The sequence below is a fragment of the Vibrio chemaguriensis genome, assembly GCF_012275705.1.
Taxonomy (GTDB): Bacteria; Pseudomonadota; Gammaproteobacteria; order Enterobacterales; family Vibrionaceae; genus Vibrio; species Vibrio diabolicus.
In genome coordinates, this window is sequence record NZ_SHOE01000012.1 from 68,376 (window position 1) to 86,481 (window position 18,106).

An 18,106-nucleotide genomic window follows, 5' to 3' on the forward strand; every position below is an offset into this window, starting at 1 on the left:
AACAATATGCCTATTCGCTCTTCTCAACCTTTGTATATTCAGGCCTGTGGCTTCCACTCTGCCATGGGGCAAGATGACACGCTCATCCACCAGTGTTTATCGGGAGCGAAGCCATCCAACATGGTGGTTGACCAAGATATTTTAAATTCAGGCCGCCAAACCGTAATCGGTCGAATTGCACAGACGTTACCGCAATTACCGACCGCACTCAGCCAGTTTGATACGAGAAACAACCGCCTCGCACTTTCGGCTTTGCAGCAAATCGAAAGCGACGTGCATGACGCCATTGCTAAATATGGTCGAGACCGTATCGCAGTCGTGATCGGCACCAGCACGTCTGGCATTTCAGATGGCGAAATCGCATTTGGCGAAAAGCTGGCAAATGGTGAGTTTCCTGCCGACTACCATTACACCAAACAAGAACTTGGCAACTGCAGCGATTTTATTGCCGCCTACTTTGATTTGAGCGGCCCACATTACTCAGTTTCAACCGCCTGTTCTTCTAGTGGTCGTGTCTTTTTAACCGCGCAACGCCTGATTCGCTCTGGCATTGTTGATGCGGTCATTGTGGGTGGTGTGGATACCATTTGTCGCCTCACACTAAACGGCTTTAACGGTTTAGAAGCTCTATCCGATACCCTTTGTAAGCCGTTTGACCAACATCGCAACGGCATCAATATCGGCGAAGCCGCAGCATTAATGTTGCTAAGCAAAACACCTGCGCCCGTTGCTCTTCTCGGAGCTGGCGACAGCTCAGACGCACACCATATTTCCGCACCACATCCAGAAGGGTTAGGCGCAGAAGAAGCGATGAAAAAAGCGTTGGCCAATGCAGGACTTACAGCGCAAGACATTGGTTACATCAACGCGCATGGCACAGCAACGCCGTTAAACGATGCGATGGAAAGCAAAGCCATTCATCGCTGCTTTGGTGACTCCGTTCCCGTAAGCTCGACAAAGCCACTTACCGGACACACATTAGGCGCAGCAAGTGCAACGGAAGCCGCGATCGCTTGGCATATTCTCAAGTACAACCTTGATTTGCCAATACAACACTGCGAAACCAAGGCAGACGATATCCATATATCGTTAGTTGAGACGCCAACCAAACTGGGTAACAAAGCGATTCTCAGCAACTCTTTTGCTTTTGGTGGCAATAATATTAGTCTTATTTTTGGTTACGCTCATGACTAAACTTCCTCCCATCGAACAACTTTTGCCACACGACAAACCAATGATCTTGGTCGATCGTGCTTTGGATGTTCAACAAGATACGATTCACTGCCAGGTTGATATCGCAGAACACAACCCGTTCTTCGACTCGGCATCTCAAACTGTGCCAGCTTACGTTGGCATTGAGTTTATGGCGCAATCTGTCGCGGCGTGGTCTGGTTACCACGCATTAATGAAAGAACAAGCGCCACCGATTGGCTTTTTGCTTGGTAGCCGTCGATACACGTCTGAATGCGATACGTTTTCTCGCGGACAGGTGCTCGATGTGTATGCTGAAAAAGTTATGGAAGATAACGGTATGGCGGTTTTTTCAGCCCGTATTGAGCTACAAGGAACTGTTGTAGCGACTTGCCAATTGAACGTTTACGTTCCATCAGAAGAAAAATTACAAGAAATGAAAATCAGGAGTCAACAATGACCCGACAAGTCCTCGTTACAGGTGCCAGCAAAGGCATCGGTAAAGCCATTGCCGTTCAATTAGCCAAAGATGGTTTCCAAATCATTGTCCATTACATGGGCGATCAACAAGGCGCGCAAGACACCCTAGACACCATCGAACAGCGTGGTGGTAGCGGTCGTCTTATCCAGTTCGACATCAGTGACCGCGCAGATTGTCGTGAGAAGCTAGAAGCCGATATCGCCGAACACGGCGCTTACTATGGCGTCGTGAACAACGCTGGCATCACAAAAGATACCGCTTTCCCTGCGATGACCGAAGAAGAATGGGATGGTGTGATTCATACCAACTTAGATAGCTTCTACAACGTTCTTCACCCTTGTGTTATGCCAATGGTGCAAAAGCGTAAAGGTGGTCGAATTGTTACCCTTGCATCAGTATCTGGCCTGATGGGTAACCGTGGTCAAACCAACTACAGCGCAGCAAAAGCGGGCGTAATTGGTGCAACAAAATCACTCGCACTTGAACTGGCAAAACGCAAAATCACCGTTAACTGCGTTGCTCCGGGGCTTATCGACACAGGCATGGTAGACGAACACGTAAAAGAACACGCGATGCCGCAAATTCCTTTGCGCCGCATGGGAGAGCCAGAAGAAGTCGCTGGTTTAGTCAGTTACCTTATGTCTGACATCGCAGGCTATGTAACTCGCCAAGTCATTTCGGTAAACGGAGGCCTAGTATGAACCGTCGAGTCGTTGTAACCGGAATGTCGGGCGTGACTGCGTTTGGTAACGATTGGCAGTCTGTCGAACCAAAACTGCGTGACTGCCAGAACGCGACGCAATACATGCCTTCTTACGAACAGTATGATGGTTTGAACACCAAGCTCGCGGCACCAATTTTAGATTTTGAACTGCCAAAGCACTACAAGCGCAAGCAAGTACGCGGCATGGGGCGTGTTTCCAAATTGGCGACCGTCGCAACAGAAAACGCACTAAACCAAGCAGGTTTGATTGGTAACGACGTACTCACCAATGGTCAAACGGGTATCGCATACGGCTCATCAACAGGCAGTACTGACGCAATCGGCGCATTTGGTGTCATGCTGAATGAGAAAACCACGAAAGCGATCACTGCAACGACTTACGTGCAAATGATGCCGCATACGACGGCAGTGAACGTTGGTCTATTTTTCGGTTTGAAAGGCCGAGTGATCCCAACCAGCAGTGCATGTACCTCCGGCAGCCAAGCAATCGGCTATGCCTACGAAGCGATCAAACACGGCTACCAAACGGTCATGGTTGCTGGTGGCGCTGAAGAATTGTGCCCAACGGAATCCGCGGTCTTCGATACCCTTTTTGCCACCAGTCTGAAGAATGAAGACCCGAAAAGCACACCAAGACCTTATGACTCCGATCGCGATGGTTTGGTGATTGGCGAAGGTGCGGGAACGCTAGTTCTGGAAGAGTACGAACACGCCGTCGCTCGTGGCGCGAAAATCTATGCAGAAATCATCGGTTTTGCCAGCAACTGTGATGCCGCACACGTCACTCAACCTCAGATGGAAACCATGCAAATCTGTATGGAAATGGCTTTGCAAAACGCGGGCATTCCTGCTGAGAAGATCGACTATGTATCTGCTCACGGCACTGCCACCGACCGCGGTGATATTGCAGAAAGCAACGCAACAGCGAATGCTCTAGGTAAAGTGCCAATCAGTTCACTCAAGAGCTACTTTGGCCACACACTAGGCGCGTGTGGCGCGATTGAAGCGTGGCTAGGTTTAGAAATGATGCACACGGGTTGGTTCAACCCAACGCTCAACCTAGAAAACCTCGACGAGCAATGTGGCGATTTAGACTACATTGCCGGACAAGGCCGAGAGCTGGACGTGAAATATTTGATGAGTAACAACTTCGCCTTTGGCGGCATCAACACCTCCATCATCTTTAAAAAGATGTAATGCCCTTAGTAAATGCAAAAGCGCTGGTTAACCAGCGCTTTTTTGTTAGTTACCAATCAAACTTCATTTATCACGAGGTAATAGCAAACGAGATATTACCATTCCGCGATACACAGGCGACTTTTAACACCACGAATTTGTAATCCCATCGCTTCAAAGACATGCTCAAAATCTTGGCAAGATGCAGGTACATTAGGCAACGACATTGAAGCCTCAGTGAAAAATGTCCGACTCAAAGTATCCGTCTCTCCCCACGCTAACTGCCACCAATCCAAAATTCGCGGCTTGGATGCGTTTAATCGATAGCTAGCAGGAATACGATCACGCTTGTTTAGGTTTTCAACCTTAGATGTTGGTAGTAAGTTCCACTTATCATTATTGGGCCAATAAGCAAAAGGCAAACAGTGATCAACGTGATACTCATTTCGTAATTTGCTTCCACTCCATACACTGACAATGTCGCAATGGCTGAGCTTCAACTGTTCAATTCTCTTTCGCACGACTCGCGTATCATGGTCTTTATCAATCCAGACCAAACAATCATGATACGTTTGCAGTGGAATACCCCGCTCTTGATTAGACCGAAATCGTTGCATTTCCATAATCCACTGGTTGACCACCAGCGGCTCAATCCAAGAGTTATACAATCGAAAACAATCCCAAAGGCTTTCATCCAACACAAACAGCCCATAACTTTCGAGGAATTCGCTATCCACAACAATTGAACTTTTTGGCTTCTTAGCTGAACGAATCATTTCAAAGTAAGGGTTTGATTTATCACCTTGATAGGTAAAGGTGACGGGACCATCTTTTATGGTTTTTAAGCTGTCTTTTATTGCTTTATCAAGCGCCACTGCATCTTCACCCAAAAATGTCGTGCCTATAGCAAGATCATCAGGACTTAAATGGGAAAGTCTGCCCCAACCATCGGGCTTTATAAAACCTAGCCCTTTAGACGAGTTCGAGCTTTGCTGGATGTTCTCTTTATCGATTAAACGCTTAAATTGACGAATCCAATATAAGCCGACTAATCCTAATGGGATGGCAACTTTACCTTCGCTGCGATCAACCACTGCACCAGAATGAGCGTCTGCAATACGTAGTAAAGTACGTAGTAGTGCTAGTTTATAGGTAGCCGATTTGGAATCATTGACGATAATGTGGCGAACCTTATTCAGATCACCAGAACCATCATCAGGCAAAGACATCACTACCGTTTGCCAAGATACGCCCGTTCGCTTTAACTGATCATCATCGAGAGATACGTTTCTCACCATTAAAGCGCTATTCTTTGCAAACTTTTCGAGCTCTTCAACCGATACCGGATAAGCTTTACGACCGTCAGAAAAGTCACCGTGACGAAGGCTAATCACCAATCGACCATTAGGCGCTAACAAATTTGCAAGTTTGCGAAATGCACGTTCACGGTGCGTAGGCGCAAGATGCATCCACACCGCACTGACAAGAATTAAATCGAAGCGAAAGCCAAGATTAATGGTTTTCTCAAGCTTAGGTAATGCATCTTCAAGCCAAGTAACGGAATCGCCACAGTAAGACTTACCAAGCCTTAGAAGTGCTTGAGCAGGCTCAATCGCAACAACTTCACACCCATGTTCAGCCATCCATTTCGCGTCTCGACCAGAGCCCGCGCCAACATCTAACACGCGATCTCCAGCCTGGGGCCAGAAAACTCTCCAACTCGCGTGGACATCCTCAAACTGGAGCGATGTGTATTGCTTCGCGAAAGAGTCGGCGTGTTGGTCATAAAAATTAGAAGTGGCAGGCATAAAGACTAACGAAAGATAATTAATATGCGTCCATATTAATTGCTAGAAATTGCAATGGCTAGAATGCCATTCAAAAGTTGTAGATAGAGTGGTAATTATAGCCAAAAACCTAAAAACGACAAAGCCCCGACAACTCAAAGAGTTATCGGGGCTTTTGAATAAATGGCACGCCCTATTGGATTCGAACCAATGACCACATCCTTAGAAGGGACGTGCTCTATCCAGCTGAGCTAAGGGCGCGCTACAGGGACAGGATTATACGAGTTCAAACGGGTAAATCAACGGGTTTTCATAACATTCTGATCTGAATGCCTAAAAAAAGTCCATCAAAACGCTTAATGTTCAAAAACACCACAAGGCAAACGTTTGCGTATGGATGTTAATAAGAAATTCTGCGACAATGCGCCGCAGATAATTTGCCTTCTTAATTTATAAGGAAAGTCATGACTGCTCAAAATATAGACGGAACTCTCATTTCCCAAACTGTTCGCTCCGAAGTGGCTGCACGTGTTAAAGCGCGCGTTGAAGCTGGGCTACGTGCTCCTGGTTTAGCAGTGGTTCTAGTTGGTGAAGATCCTGCTTCTCAGGTTTATGTCGGTAGCAAACGCCGCGCATGTGAAGAAGTTGGGTTTGTTTCTAAGTCTTTTGACCTTCCTGCGTCTAGCTCAGAAGAAGAGTTACTAGCGCTGATTGATGAATTAAACAACGATGATGAAATTGACGGCATTCTAGTGCAATTACCCCTTCCTGCGGGCATCGACACAACACATGTTTTAGAGCGCATTCACCCAGAGAAAGACGTGGATGGCTTCCACCCTTATAACGTTGGTCGTCTTGCGCAACGTATTCCAAAGCTTCGCTCTTGCACGCCAAAGGGCATCATTACCCTACTAGACCGTTACAACATAGAGCTTCGTGGCAAACATGCTGTTGTGGTCGGTGCATCAAACATTGTTGGTCGTCCTATGACACTTGAGCTGCTGCTTGCGGGCTGCACGACAACAACATGTCACCGTTTTACCAAAGACCTAGAGAGTCATGTGCGTCAAGCTGACGTTGTCGTGGTTGCGGTTGGTAAGCCAAACTTCATCCCTGGAGAGTGGATTAAGAAAGGTGCAGTGGTTATCGATGTCGGCATTAACCGTCTTGATTCAGGCAAGCTAGTTGGCGACGTGGAATACGATAAAGCACGTGAAAGTGCGAGCTTTATTACTCCTGTCCCTGGTGGTGTTGGCCCAATGACCGTCGCAAGCTTAATTGAGAACACGATGCTCGCTTGCGAGCAGTTCCACACAGACAAATAACGTAAACTTCAGATACGAAAAAGGCTCCGCAAGGAGCCTTTTTGCTAATTTTAGGTATCTCTTTCAGTTACAGACTTAAAATCACGCCCGCAATTGAAGCGCTCATTAAGTTCGCCATCACACCAGCGATAATCGCACGGAAACCATGCTTAGAAACAAATGCACGCTTTTCAGGTACCAATGAGCCCAGTCCGCCAATCAACATCGCCATACTTGAAATGTTTGCAAAACCACACAAAGCAAACGTCACGATTGCTTGTGAGTGTTCACTGAGTTGAGACTTCACTTCAGCAAGCTGGATGAAAGCAACGAACTCATTCACCACAATCTTATTACCAATCAGCGAGCCTGCTGTGGTTGCTTCTTGCCATGGTACACCTAATAACCAAGCGACAGGTGCGAATACATACCCTAGGATCAACTCGAAGCTTAGTGGCGTCCCAACAAGATCACCAATCCAACCTAGCATGCCGTTTAACATTGCAATGACACTGATGAAAGCCAATAGCGTACCACCTACCGATACAGCAATGCGTACACCCGCCATGGCACCATCGGCTAATGCTTCTACTACGTTGGTTGCACGTGGAATTTCAACTTGGCTAATGTCGATATCTGCTGCTTTATCCGTATCTTCTGGCATTAAAATTTTTGCCATCAGCAAGCCCGCAGGTGCCGACATAAATGCAGCAGCAATAAGATAGTTAAGGTCGACACCCAGTGATGCGTAACCGACCAACGTTCCACCAGCAACTGATGCCAAACCACCTGTCATCACCGCAAAAAACTGCGAGTCAGTCATGTGTTTTAGGTAAGGCTTCACCATCAATGGCGCTTCAATGGTGCCAACAAAGATATTCGCCGTAGCAGACAAAGACTCCGCACGACCGATACCCAGCAGTTTTTGAATACCGCCACCGATAAAGTTAATGATTTTTGGCATCACACCAATGTGATAAAGACCGGAGATAAGAGAGGAGAAGAAAACGATGATACCCAGAACATTGATCGCAAAGGTGAAGCCCCCTGTCGCCAAATTACCGAATAAAAACGCAATGCCTTCTTGACCGTAGTTGATCAAATTCGACACGACGCTGCTTACTGAATTCAGCGCATCTCGTCCTGCTGGTACATATAAAACCAACAATGCAAACAGCACCTGTAAAGCAAACGCAAACGTCACTGTTCTCAGCTTTATATTTTTTCTATTTGTAGAAAGTAGCCATGCTACGAATAGTATGGCTACGATACCAATAATTGAGTTCATAAAATGAATCCGACAGAAGGGGGATATGGAAGGCACCGGATTGTATAGCGGACTCAAAATGCTGCAAGTTGAGGATGTTAACAGTGTGAAAAGTTTAAGCGCCCAACAATTAACCTTAATTATAAGGCATTGAATTATAAGAATATAAACGTTTGCTTATTTTTATTGTTTCTATATAGAAAAGATGTTTCTAGTTCTGGAAAAATTTTTGTGAAGTGAATCACCTTATGTGTCGTTCAATAACGTCATTGATCCTGTTACTTAGGAATAGATATGTAAGGCGCTAGACGTTGATCCCAATGACACGGGTTACCGATCTTCTGTTTGATGAAGTTAATCACTGCGGATATTTTTTTGGGCATATGTTGGCGGCTTGGATACACCGCATAAAACGGCATCGACTGGCTGGCTTTCCAGTCCGGTAACAACTGTATTAACTTACCCGTCCTAAACTCATCACCCAGTAAGTAAGTGGCAAGGTAGGCAATACCCCAACCTGCAATAGCGGCATCCCGAACGGCTTCTGCCAGATCCACTGAATAGTTGCCCGAAACTTTTACGTTCAACTCCTGCTGATCTTTAGTAAACGCCCACCCCGTATAGTCACGCTCCCAGCTTCTGTATATAAGACAGTTGTGAGAAGACAAGTCATCCGGCTCTGTTGGCGTATCATGTTTCAATAAGTAATCTGGTGATGCCGCTACAACAAACTGGCAATCCGTCAAACGCTGCGCAATGTAGCCTTCAGGCAAATGCTCGTTGTTGGTTACCCATAAATCGAGCCCTTCGGCTAACATATCGACCTTATAGTCAAACAGATGTACTTCCACTTGAAGTTGAGGATACAGTTCGCGTAACTCTTGAATCGCAGGGATAATGTGCAAGGTACCAAATGATTGCGACAATCCAAGACGTACCAAACCTGCCACTTCATCCCGCTGGGTTTCCATCTCTAATGTGGCGCTGCTCACCGCTTGTACCACTTGCTCACAGTGATGAAAAAAGGTTTTCCCTGCCTCAGTCGGCGTAAAGCTTCGCGTAGTGCGTTGAACAAGCTTGATACCAAGAGACGCTTCTAGCTGACTCAACTGTTTACTCACATGAGACACCGACACGCCTAAGCTCTTTGCAGCAGCAGTGAAACTTTTATGTTTAAGAAGAGCGGAGAAGATCACCATTTGTGCAGCACGTTCAGATAACACGCTTTACCTCGATTTGATTATAGGAAAAACAAAGGACTCCGAAGAGCCCTCATATTGAATACTGGATGCCAAATGATTATTTGATAACAGCTCAGTATTTAATTCGGTCAGCCAAGTGACTCACGGCGAGTGCGAAGTAGTAAGAGCGGTTCCACTTCATCAGTACGTTGTAATTATTGTAAACCAGATACGTACGACCATTTTCGTCGTCCGGCATGATCAACCATGCTTTGATGTCTTCATCCAGTTTTGGCAACGGACTACCGTCGTATTTTGTGATGCCAAGTTTGCTCCACTCCTGAAGGTATTTACCTTTTTCAGCTGTGCGCCCTTCTAAGCTGCGATCAATGCCTTTAGGAACTTTCACTTGGCGACCCCAAGTGTATTTGTCATCCCAGCCGGACTTGCTCAAATAGTTAGCGGTTGATGCAAACACGTCGGCTTCAGATTGCCAAATGTCTTTTTTACCATCCCCGTTGCCGTCAGCGGCAAAACGAAGAAAAGAGCTTGGCATAAACTGACATTGCCCCATCGCACCAGCCCAAGAACCTTTAAAATTATCTAGCTCGATATGGCCTTGATCGAGGATCTGCAATGCCGACATGGTCTCTTTACGGAAAAACTCTTCACGACGACCTTCAAATGCCATTGTCGACAACGCGTCAATCACTTTGAAGTTACCCGTAAATTTACCAAAGTTACTTTCTACACCCCACAGCGCCACGATAAAGCGAGGCTGCACACCGTACTCATCGCCTATACGCTTTAGCTCGGTGTAATGCTCTTTATAGAGTTGTCTTGCTTGCTTCACCTTCCATTCAGGCACCGCGCGAGGAATGTATTCATCCAACGTCAGTTTCTTCTCTGGCTGGTTTCGGTCCGCTTTTACTGCTCGAGGCTTGTACTCAACATTCGCAAAAGCAGCACTAATGACCTGCTCTGAGATACCTTTATCACGCGCTTCAGCACGCAGCTTATTCAAGTATTCATCGAAACCCTCGCTACTTGCAAAAGCCGAGGTACACACACCAACGCTAAGCATGGTAGCCAGTATTTTTTTCATATTGCCCTCCTTGAGCAAGGCAGAAATCCCAGATGAAAAACGATGACGTTATTCGCCTTTCTGCTGGGCTTTTTGTTCTTTGTACTTTTCTAGTAGGTTCTCCGGCGGAGGCGGAACCTGCAAAAAGAAGCCATCATTTTGCAATGAAGCCTTCACTTTTTCGATATCAACTTGTGCCAATTTACGGCCATCAAGTTTAATCGTCATAACAGCGATAGGCTTACCGAACATCTGCATTAAGGTGTCAGGAACCTGTGAAAAATCATCCTTTTTCGGAATATAGAGATAAGTACCTTCTTTTTTCGAGCTTTTATAAATAGAACAAAGCATGACACGCCTTTTATGCTGATTTAGCCGCGTTGAGTGCGGATTAGGTTGAAAACGTCAAATTCTCGCAAACTTAATAGCAAATTTGAGATTAATTCACCTATTTGCCCACGAGAGAACTTGCTGCGTCAAAGGATGAAATATAACATGACAGACCTAGTTTAAGGCAACGCTCTTTCAATAAAGGCAAGAAGTCCACGATGACCCATTCACCAGACCTTAAAGGTAGCAGTTTTACATTGTCAGTTTTACACCTTTCTGACAATGAGATCGCAAAGACTGTCGAATTTTTGCAAGAAAAAGTTTCTCAAGCACCTTCTTTTTTTGCATCCGCGCCTTTGGTAATCAATATAGCAAAAGTACAAGGCGACATTGATTTCCCTAAGCTTAAACAAGGCATCTCAGATGCTGGTTTTATTCCGGTCGGTGTAACGGGCTGTAAAGACAAGCGTGTACAAAATCTTGCTTCCGAAGCTGGCTTCGCCATTATGTCGGCAAGCAAATCACCAAGCCAGGCGCCAGCCAAAATGGCACCAACGAAAGTAGTTCGCACGCCTGTTCGATCAGGACAACAGATCTACGCGAAAGATGGTGATTTGGTGGTGTTAGCGCACGTAAGTGCTGGTGCTGAAGTCATCGCTGACGGCTCTATTCATATCCATGGCACACTTCGAGGCCGTGCGATTGCAGGCGCAAGTGGTCAGCAGGAAGCGCGTATTATTTGCCACGATTTACAAGCAGAACTGGTATCCATTGCGGGTGACTACTGGTTAAGCGATCAAATTGAAAGCGAGTACTGGCAAAAGAAAGTAATGATCAGTAAAGCCGATGAATCATTACATTTAGAAGTTCTCGCGATTTAATCTAAAAAGGAAAAAAAATGGCACGCATTATTGTAGTAACGTCTGGTAAAGGTGGCGTTGGTAAAACCACTTCAAGCGCAGCCATCGCCTCTGGTCTAGCTCTGAAGGGAAAAAAGACCGCGGTGATCGATTTTGATATCGGTTTGCGTAACCTCGACCTAATCATGGGCTGTGAGCGCCGTGTCGTGTATGACTTTGTAAACGTCATTAACGGCGAAGCGACATTAAACCAAGCGCTGATCAAAGATAAGCGCACGGACAACCTATTCATTCTTCCTGCTTCTCAAACTCGTGATAAAGACGCACTGACAAAAGATGGTGTTCAGCGCGTATTCGGCGAACTTGATGAAATGGGCTTTGATTTCATTATTTGTGATTCACCAGCAGGTATCGAGCAAGGTGCATTAATGGCCTTGTACTACGCCGATGAAGCCATTGTCACAACGAACCCAGAAGTCTCTTCTGTGCGTGACTCTGACCGCATTCTCGGTATTTTAGATTCTAAGTCGCTGCGTGCAGAACAAGGGCTAGAGCCAGTAAAACAGCACCTGCTACTGACTCGCTACAACCCATCTCGCGTCACTCAAGGCGAAATGCTAAGCGTTGAAGACGTAGAGGAGATCTTACATATTCCACTACTGGGCGTGATTCCAGAAAGCCAAGCCGTGCTTAACGCGTCAAACAAAGGTGTGCCAGTCACTTTTGACGATAACACCGATGCAGGTATGGCTTACTCTGACACCGTTGATCGCTTATTAGGCAATCAGGTTGAATTTCGTTTCCTTACTGAGGAGAAGAAAGGACTCTTTAAACGACTCTTTGGAGGCTAGACATGTCATTATTAGAATTTTTCCGTCCACAGAAGAAAACTTCTGCGAATCTAGCTAAAGAGCGTTTGCAAATCATTGTTGCTGAGCGCCGCAGCCAAAATGATCCAGCGCCTTCTTACTTACCTCAATTGAAAGAGGACATCTTGAAGGTGATCAGTAAGTACGTGGCAATTGATCCAAATATGGTTGACTTAACATTTGAGCACAAAGACGACGATATCTCAGTTCTTGAGCTCAATGTGAAGCTACCAGACGACGAGAAGTAAACCACTTTTCCTCGCGAGATTGAATGCTCAGATTTGAATGAAAAAGGTTGGCACCGAGGCCAACCTTTTAACCTTTTATTACTTTAATGCTTTGTTCATCTTGTCGCCGAGTAGATCCAAACGCCACCCTTGCATCAAGTCAGGCAACACTTCTGGATCGCGATCTTTTTTCCACACCCAACTGATCAACTGATTAATCTGCTTTTTAGAAGCAAGGAACTCCGTCGCTAAGCCAGACTTCTGCGACGCCGATTTCACTATGTCTTTCATATTTTTGAAGACTTGTTTGTAACCTGGATAATCCATTAAGCGTTCAATTTTCGCTGGATACTCTTCAGAAGGTGTTTGCTTCGCTTGTTTAACAATCGCGGCAATCTTCGCGCCATGGCGGTTAATCGCTCGGATATCAATATCTTCTGCTTCCATCTTCTTAAAGTTCGTTAAGCCAAGACGAGCGACTGTTAATAGGTCACCTTCTTTGAAGATAAAGTTCAGCGCTAAATCTCGTTTGATTGCTTCACGATAACGCCACGTCGCCAATGGCTTTAAAATCGCCAGTTCAGAAGGTTTTAACTGCCAAGCACCTTTAATATCAAGGTAGGCATTCTCCTCATTAGTGACGCGAATGCGTTTTGAAACCAACAAATCACTTTCTTGTTGTACGGCTTCCCACCAACCTGCTTGCGTCACCTTATCGAACAGCTTTTCGTATAACGGTAATAAGTAATGCACGTCTGCAGCAGCATAATCTAATTGCTTTTGCGTCAACGGTCGAGCCATCCAGTCAGTACGTGATTCACTTTTGTCGAGCTCTACGCCTAAATATTCTTCCACCAGCGATGCGAAGCCTGTCGATAGGCCGTGACCGAGAAAGGCCGCCATCAACTGAGTATCTACCATAGGGAACGGCGTACAACCAAATGCATTTTGGAAAACTTCTAAATCTTCACCGCAGGCATGCAGCACTTTTAACACGGAAGTATCTTTTAATAGCGCTACGAACGGCGTCATATCCGTTAATTCGGTCGGATCAATCAGCGAGAGGCGATTACCATCGAAAAGCTGAATCAGACCTAACTGCGGGTAGAAAGTGCGAATACGGACGAATTCGGTATCCAGCATCACTACATCTGCCTCTCGGGCGTGAATGCAAACTTCTTCTAGGTCTTTGTTTTTGGTAATAATTTGATAATTCACATACTTCTCGCTATAAAAAATGCCAGCAAAACGCTGGCATTCTATCATTTTTTAAATCTTTCGACTCGACGAAATCGGCTTATGCGCTTTTCTTCGCAAGTTCAGCGTCGTTCTCTTCACGCAGAACACGACGCAAGATCTTACCGACATTGGTTTTAGGGAGGTCTTCACGGAACTCAACCAACTTAGGCACTTTGTAGCCAGTTAAGTGCTGACGACAATGCGTAATCACTTCATCTTTGGTCAAGCTCGGGTCGCGTTTCACGACATAGATCTTCACTAATTCACCAGAGACTTCGTGCGGTTGACCAATAGCGGCCACTTCAAGGACTTTGCCGTGTAGCGCTACAACGTCTTCGATTTCGTTCGGGTAAACATTAAAGCCTGATACCAAGATCATGTCTTTCTTACGGTCAACGATGTGCAGGAAGCCTTCATCATCGAACTTAACAATGTCGCCCGTTGATAGCCAACCGTCTTCGTTGATCGTATCTTTCGTTGCTTCAGGTCGTTGCCAGTAGCCTTGCATAACCTGAGGACCGCGAACTTGAAGTTCACCAGTTTCAGTGTTCGCAAGAGCATTGCCTTCTTCATCCACAATGCGAACTTCCGTTGATGGCACAGGCAGGCCAATCGATCCATTGTATTCAACAAGGTCATGCGGGTATGCCGCAACCAATGGAGAACACTCGGTTAGGCCGTAGCCTTCTAGTAGGTAACAACCCGTGGTCTTCTGCCATCTTTCTGCCACTGAGCGCTGCACTGCCATGCCGCCGCCAACGGCTAAACGTAGGTTACTGAAATCCAACTCGTGGAAGTCTTCGTTGTTGATCAAAGCATTAAATAAGGTGTTCACGCCCGTAATCGCAGTAAACGGATGCTTTTGTAGCTCTTTCACGAACCCAGGAATATCTCTAGGATTGGTAATAAGTAGGTTACGGCCACCCATTTCGACAAACAGTAAACAGTTTACGGTAAGAGCAAATACGTGATACAGCGGTAGCGCTGTCACGACCAATTCACGGCCTGGAGATAAAACCGGCCCGTACGCGCCTTTCGCCTGTAAAACGTTCGCAATCATATTACGGTGTGTAAGAATCGCGCCTTTCGCGACGCCTGTCGTCCCCCCCGTATATTGCAGGAATGCAATGTCATCCCCAGACATAAACGGTTTAACGTATTGTAGACGACGACCTTTACGTAGAGCCTGACGCATTGAGATCGCACCAGGTAAATCGTACTTAGGCACCATGCCCTTAACGTACTTCACAACAAAATCGACAATCGTACCTTTCGCTCGTGGCAGCATTTGACCAAGGCTGGTTAACACCACGTGTTTAACTGGTGTTTTATCGACGATTTGTTCTAGCGTGTTCGCAAAGTTAGACACAATCACAATCGTCGTCGCACCTGAGTCATTCAATTGGTGTTCAAGTTCACGAGGAGTGTAAAGTGGGTTAACGTTTACGGCGATACAACCTGCACGCAAAATACCAAACAACGCCACTGGGTATTGCAGTAGGTTTGGCATCATCAGAGCAACACGGTCACCCTTTTGCAGTTTTAACTCGTTTTGCAGATACGCTGCGAATGCGCGACTACGCTCTTCCAATTTACGGAAGGTCATAACCGAGCCCATGTTCATGAATGCTGGTTGGTCTGCATATTTTTGTACAGACTGCTCAAACATTTCTACCAAAGACTCATATTGCTCTGGATTAATGGTTTCAGGTACGTCACTTGGATAACGTGAAAGCCATGGTTTATCCACGATGTTACTCCTCGTTTATAACTGGCTAAAAAATAGCGTCCTTTTTATTTTGAAAGCTATTACAGCACAGCGAACGTGCTTGAGCACGCAACTCTCAAACACTTGTTTAAATTTTGTTAACTACACCAAGAATTCGCGTTGCGACCTCGAGTATTTGCTCTAAATGACAGTGATGACCACCCTTGACAGAAACCACTTGCGGTGGGTTCTCTCCCCAATCAGCTTGGTTAGATGGTAAATTCTGAAATCCTTGATCGCCTAATACGATCAAATGAGGACAACGTATTTGGCTGGTAATCGAGTTAGCATGCGCTTGCGCCATTCGGTAAAGCGACGCACATTTTAACTTGGCGTCATGCCGCCAATACCATTTATCTCCTCGCTGCTCCGTTCCTCGCTCGACTATCGGCAGAAGCTGCTCAGCGGTTAATTGGTTGGCTTGCACGCGTAATTTTAACGCCAGATCGAAGGAGGCAATGGCTCGCTCTGGCTTGTTTTGCTGTCTTATTCGACTTAAAACGCCATCGCGAAGACGAGGCAAACTGTTAGTAGGATCTTCAGTAAGAGGTCCTGCTCCCTCAATTTGCACAAGAGCTTCGACCTGCTCTGGAAACGCAGCACTATAGCAACTTGCGATTAAAGCACCAAGTGAATGCCCTACTAATATCAGTCTGTTTGGCGATAATTCGTCCAACAACTGATATAAATCGGCAATATAGTCGTGAAAGGGGTAATAGTTATCGTGAGATTTATGACTCGATAAACCGTGACCAAAATGATCGATGGCGAGGAGGTGTAAGTGAGGATTAAGTTGGTTCAACTGCTCCATGAGCGCTTTAAAGCTGCCCGCATTATCTAACCACCCATGAAGAAAAACGACTGACAAGTCAGCCGTTTTTTCGTTCCCTATCTCTAGGGCTGCCATTTTGCCGGCAGGAAGCTCGAATTGACGCTCATGCATCGCAGATTATTTGACCTGTTTTATCACTTTACCGTCTTGTGGGAAATCATTACGCCACATACGGCAGTTAATCGAGTAACATGGGTAAAAGTAGGTTGGCGAGTCATACATGCGTACACGTTCTTCAATTTTCCACAAACGGTAGCCTTGCCCCTTAATGATCGGGAATACGTATTCGTGCTCACCAATCTTTCCTTCTTCTTCTCCGGCGCCTTTACCTACAACCGTCACCAAACGGCCTTCACTAAAGGCGACAGGCTCTAAATAGCCATCAAAATAGGCGACAAAACGTCCCGTAGGCTCTTCATCAATATCCGGTTTACCAGATTTACTGATTGGTAGGTTTACAATCTCTAGACGGGTTTTATCTTTAAAGTTATCCACTTTAGCGATGATTCCACCAAGGCGAACATCTTCACTCACTTGCCCCTGAGACTCAGCAAAAGCTTTATAGTCTGTAACGACCAATTCTGTGCTTGCATTTAGCTCCTCTGGCAACGAGCTACACGCAGACAAACCAACCGTAGCAAATAATGCGAGAAAAAACCGTCCAAAAACCTTCATAAACCACCTTTCAATATTAGTAACCCCAAGCTGGGGAGATCTCACACGTAAATATCGACACCAAGTAATTGAGCCAGTTCCTCTTTTTTAGCTCGATTCATGACATCCATGTACTGCTCCATTGCTTTACGTGCGCTCCCTTCAGGAAGGTCATATTGCACTTGAGCTCGGTGAATTTGGGACTCATCCACGTGTTTTATGGAGTGCGCCACAGCGTTAGCAACCTTTGAAGGCTGACCTACAGGCTGCTTTGTTTGTGATTTATTTACCTGCTTCTTTTGACTGGCTTTATTAGTGCGATTTGCACCGGGAATCAAAGAAGGAGGCAAGCCATTAATCGACGCCATAGCACTCCATAAAAATACAGGGCAAACGCCCTGCTTTTTGTCAGGTTAATGAAAAACGGACTATTCGCGACCAGGAAGTTTTTTCCATGTCACATTATCACGTAAATAGACAGGGCTCGAATCTTCGACCGGCACGGTATTACCCTTTTTAAATTCTTGTTCAGCAAGAATCACGATGTCTTGTGAATCAGGGTACAGAACGTCACCATGCGTCAAATTAAACGGTAGGTCTGCTAATACTTCTTGGTAGGCATCCCAACCAGTACCTGCTGTCGTCCACGTTTTGTCGTCTGCTTGTGCTTCTTCAATTAGACGTGCTGGTGGAATTACGCACTCTGCATCCCTCCCTGCCCACTCACCGTTTGCTTGGCGAGTGTAACGTGCCCAGTAAACTTCACCCATACGTGCGTCAATAGCCACAGCGACATCGGTCACACCATGTAAGCGATAGCTACCTTGAGCCATTGCAGACAGGGTTGAAACGCCGATCATAGGCAAGTCAGCGCCGAACGCCAAACCTTGTGCGATACCAATACCGATACGAACGCCAGTAAAGCTACCTGGACCACGTCCAAACGCTAACGCATCTAGCTCTTGTAGAGTCAGGCCAGCTTCTTTTAGTACTTCATCAACCATTGGCAGTACTTTTTTGGTGTGATCGCGTGGTGCAACCGCGCTACGTGAAATCACTTGATCATTAGCCAACAACGCAACTGAACAGTTTTCAGTCGCTGTATCGATAGCAAGAATTTTTGCGCTCATTT

Annotated in this window: 19 protein-coding genes and 1 tRNA gene; 8 read left to right on the top strand and 12 right to left on the bottom strand. The window is 46.0% G+C overall.

What is annotated here, in order from left to right:
• The first annotated feature begins 6 nt into the window (after window positions 1–6).
• The 4 genes from EX191_RS12960 to EX191_RS12975 are packed head-to-tail and all read left to right on the top strand — an operon-like array spanning window position 7 to window position 3,593.
• The gene (locus EX191_RS12960; protein WP_193447875.1) at window positions 7–1,194 is read left to right on the top strand and encodes a beta-ketoacyl-[acyl-carrier-protein] synthase family protein; all 1,188 of its coding nucleotides are present in this window, start codon (window positions 7–9) and stop codon (window positions 1,192–1,194) included.
• Window positions 1,187–1,651, top strand: a complete 465-nt coding sequence (locus EX191_RS12965) for a hotdog family protein (RefSeq protein WP_017634799.1) — start codon at window positions 1,187–1,189, stop codon at window positions 1,649–1,651. Before EX191_RS12960 ends, EX191_RS12965 begins: the two co-directional genes overlap by 8 nt.
• The gene (gene fabG, locus EX191_RS12970; RefSeq protein ID WP_193447876.1) at window positions 1,648–2,373 is read left to right on the top strand and encodes a 3-oxoacyl-ACP reductase FabG; all 726 of its coding nucleotides are present in this window, start codon (window positions 1,648–1,650) and stop codon (window positions 2,371–2,373) included. Before EX191_RS12965 ends, fabG begins: the two co-directional genes overlap by 4 nt.
• Window positions 2,370–3,593 carry a beta-ketoacyl-ACP synthase gene (locus tag EX191_RS12975; RefSeq protein ID WP_193447877.1) on the top strand — a complete coding sequence of 408 codons (1,224 nt, stop codon included), beginning with the start codon at window positions 2,370–2,372 and terminating at the stop codon, window positions 3,591–3,593. Before fabG ends, EX191_RS12975 begins: the two co-directional genes overlap by 4 nt.
• Window positions 3,594–3,688: 95 nt before the next feature.
• Here EX191_RS12975 and EX191_RS12980 read toward each other — a convergent pair whose 3' ends face one another.
• The gene (locus EX191_RS12980) at window positions 3,689–5,380 is read right to left on the bottom strand and encodes a class I SAM-dependent methyltransferase (RefSeq protein WP_124008634.1); all 1,692 of its coding nucleotides are present in this window, start codon (window positions 5,378–5,380) and stop codon (window positions 3,689–3,691) included.
• Between the two features lie 163 nt (window positions 5,381–5,543).
• Window positions 5,544–5,620: transfer RNA gene (locus EX191_RS12985), tRNA-Arg, on the bottom strand.
• 203 nt (window positions 5,621–5,823) lie between these two features.
• Between EX191_RS12985 and folD the strand changes: the two genes are divergently transcribed.
• Window positions 5,824–6,684: a bifunctional methylenetetrahydrofolate dehydrogenase/methenyltetrahydrofolate cyclohydrolase FolD gene (gene folD, locus EX191_RS12990; protein WP_005396027.1), complete on the top strand. Its 861-nt coding sequence runs from the start codon at window positions 5,824–5,826 to the stop codon at window positions 6,682–6,684.
• 67 nt (window positions 6,685–6,751) lie between these two features.
• Here folD and EX191_RS12995 read toward each other — a convergent pair whose 3' ends face one another.
• From EX191_RS12995 to EX191_RS13010, 4 genes are all read right to left on the bottom strand, one after another.
• Window positions 6,752–7,951, bottom strand: coding sequence for a NupC/NupG family nucleoside CNT transporter (locus EX191_RS12995; RefSeq protein WP_193447878.1), 1,200 nt, complete (start codon window positions 7,949–7,951; stop codon window positions 6,752–6,754).
• Window positions 7,952–8,208: 257 nt separating this feature from the next.
• Window positions 8,209–9,153: a LysR family transcriptional regulator gene (locus tag EX191_RS13000; protein WP_005396032.1), complete on the bottom strand. Its 945-nt coding sequence runs from the start codon at window positions 9,151–9,153 to the stop codon at window positions 8,209–8,211.
• A gap of 91 nt (window positions 9,154–9,244) precedes the next feature.
• Window positions 9,245–10,216: a lytic murein transglycosylase gene (locus EX191_RS13005; protein ID WP_048626139.1), complete on the bottom strand. Its 972-nt coding sequence runs from the start codon at window positions 10,214–10,216 to the stop codon at window positions 9,245–9,247.
• A 48-nt stretch (window positions 10,217–10,264) separates the two neighbouring features.
• Complete coding sequence (locus EX191_RS13010; RefSeq protein ID WP_005382303.1) at window positions 10,265–10,546, bottom strand: YcgL domain-containing protein; 282 nt, start codon at window positions 10,544–10,546, stop codon at window positions 10,265–10,267.
• Window positions 10,547–10,743: 197 nt separating this feature from the next.
• On the opposite strand from EX191_RS13010, the gene minC reads away from it, so the two are divergent.
• Genes minC through minE form a run of 3 tightly spaced genes read left to right on the top strand, consistent with a single transcriptional unit; the run spans window position 10,744 to window position 12,502 of the window.
• On the top strand, window positions 10,744–11,406 hold the full coding sequence (gene minC / locus EX191_RS13015; protein ID WP_005382304.1) for a septum site-determining protein MinC: 663 nt from the start codon (window positions 10,744–10,746) through the stop codon (window positions 11,404–11,406).
• A 17-nt stretch (window positions 11,407–11,423) separates the two neighbouring features.
• Complete coding sequence (minD, locus tag EX191_RS13020; protein ID WP_005388331.1) at window positions 11,424–12,236, top strand: septum site-determining protein MinD; 813 nt, start codon at window positions 11,424–11,426, stop codon at window positions 12,234–12,236.
• Between the two features lie 2 nt (window positions 12,237–12,238).
• A complete protein-coding gene (gene minE, locus EX191_RS13025; RefSeq protein WP_005396037.1) occupies window positions 12,239–12,502 on the top strand; it encodes a cell division topological specificity factor MinE in 264 nt (87 codons plus the stop codon).
• Window positions 12,503–12,580: 78 nt separating this feature from the next.
• Here minE and rnd read toward each other — a convergent pair whose 3' ends face one another.
• The 6 genes from rnd to tsaB all read right to left on the bottom strand — a co-directional run bounded on the left by rnd (window position 12,581) and on the right by tsaB (window position 18,104).
• Window positions 12,581–13,699, bottom strand: coding sequence for a ribonuclease D (gene rnd / locus EX191_RS13030; protein WP_082244853.1), 1,119 nt, complete (start codon window positions 13,697–13,699; stop codon window positions 12,581–12,583).
• A gap of 79 nt (window positions 13,700–13,778) precedes the next feature.
• Complete coding sequence (gene fadD, locus EX191_RS13035) at window positions 13,779–15,470, bottom strand: long-chain-fatty-acid--CoA ligase FadD (RefSeq protein ID WP_005396044.1); 1,692 nt, start codon at window positions 15,468–15,470, stop codon at window positions 13,779–13,781.
• A 106-nt stretch (window positions 15,471–15,576) separates the two neighbouring features.
• Complete coding sequence (locus EX191_RS13040) at window positions 15,577–16,431, bottom strand: alpha/beta fold hydrolase (RefSeq protein WP_006743344.1); 855 nt, start codon at window positions 16,429–16,431, stop codon at window positions 15,577–15,579.
• A gap of 6 nt (window positions 16,432–16,437) precedes the next feature.
• Window positions 16,438–16,995 carry a Slp family lipoprotein gene (locus tag EX191_RS13045; RefSeq protein WP_104971403.1) on the bottom strand — a complete coding sequence of 186 codons (558 nt, stop codon included), beginning with the start codon at window positions 16,993–16,995 and terminating at the stop codon, window positions 16,438–16,440.
• A gap of 41 nt (window positions 16,996–17,036) precedes the next feature.
• Window positions 17,037–17,342 (bottom strand): chromosome partitioning protein ParA, encoded by a 306-nt coding sequence (locus EX191_RS13050; protein ID WP_124008628.1) that lies wholly within the window; start codon window positions 17,340–17,342, stop codon window positions 17,037–17,039.
• Between the two features lie 60 nt (window positions 17,343–17,402).
• Window positions 17,403–18,104 carry a tRNA (adenosine(37)-N6)-threonylcarbamoyltransferase complex dimerization subunit type 1 TsaB gene (gene tsaB, locus EX191_RS13055; RefSeq protein ID WP_193447879.1) on the bottom strand — a complete coding sequence of 234 codons (702 nt, stop codon included), beginning with the start codon at window positions 18,102–18,104 and terminating at the stop codon, window positions 17,403–17,405.
• Window positions 18,105–18,106 lie beyond the last annotated feature (2 nt).

Bases quoted from the DNA above. Each gene is read 5' to 3' on its own strand.
- EX191_RS13005 (WP_048626139.1), bottom strand. From the start codon at position 10,216: ATGAAAAAAATACTGGCTACCATGCTTAGCGTTGGTGTGTGTACCTCG.
- EX191_RS13040 (WP_006743344.1), bottom strand. From the start codon at position 16,431: ATGCATGAGCGTCAATTCGAGCTTCCTGCCGGCAAAATGGCAGCCCTA.
- EX191_RS13050 (WP_124008628.1), bottom strand. From the start codon at position 17,342: ATGGCGTCGATTAATGGCTTGCCTCCTTCTTTGATTCCCGGTGCAAAT.
- minD (WP_005388331.1), top strand. From the start codon at position 11,424: ATGGCACGCATTATTGTAGTAACGTCTGGTAAAGGTGGCGTTGGTAAA.
- EX191_RS12980 (WP_124008634.1), bottom strand. From the start codon at position 5,380: ATGCCTGCCACTTCTAATTTTTATGACCAACACGCCGACTCTTTCGCG.
- minE (WP_005396037.1), top strand. From the start codon at position 12,239: ATGTCATTATTAGAATTTTTCCGTCCACAGAAGAAAACTTCTGCGAAT.
- EX191_RS13010 (WP_005382303.1), bottom strand. From the start codon at position 10,546: ATGCTTTGTTCTATTTATAAAAGCTCGAAAAAAGAAGGTACTTATCTC.
- EX191_RS12995 (WP_193447878.1), bottom strand. From the start codon at position 7,951: ATGAACTCAATTATTGGTATCGTAGCCATACTATTCGTAGCATGGCTA.
- EX191_RS12960 (WP_193447875.1), top strand. From the start codon at position 7: ATGCCTATTCGCTCTTCTCAACCTTTGTATATTCAGGCCTGTGGCTTC.
- EX191_RS12975 (WP_193447877.1), top strand. From the start codon at position 2,370: ATGAACCGTCGAGTCGTTGTAACCGGAATGTCGGGCGTGACTGCGTTT.
- EX191_RS13045 (WP_104971403.1), bottom strand. From the start codon at position 16,995: ATGAAGGTTTTTGGACGGTTTTTTCTCGCATTATTTGCTACGGTTGGT.
- minC (WP_005382304.1), top strand. From the start codon at position 10,744: ATGACCCATTCACCAGACCTTAAAGGTAGCAGTTTTACATTGTCAGTT.
- tsaB (WP_193447879.1), bottom strand. From the start codon at position 18,104: ATGAGCGCAAAAATTCTTGCTATCGATACAGCGACTGAAAACTGTTCA.
- fabG (WP_193447876.1), top strand. From the start codon at position 1,648: ATGACCCGACAAGTCCTCGTTACAGGTGCCAGCAAAGGCATCGGTAAA.
- EX191_RS12965 (WP_017634799.1), top strand. From the start codon at position 1,187: ATGACTAAACTTCCTCCCATCGAACAACTTTTGCCACACGACAAACCA.
- folD (WP_005396027.1), top strand. From the start codon at position 5,824: ATGACTGCTCAAAATATAGACGGAACTCTCATTTCCCAAACTGTTCGC.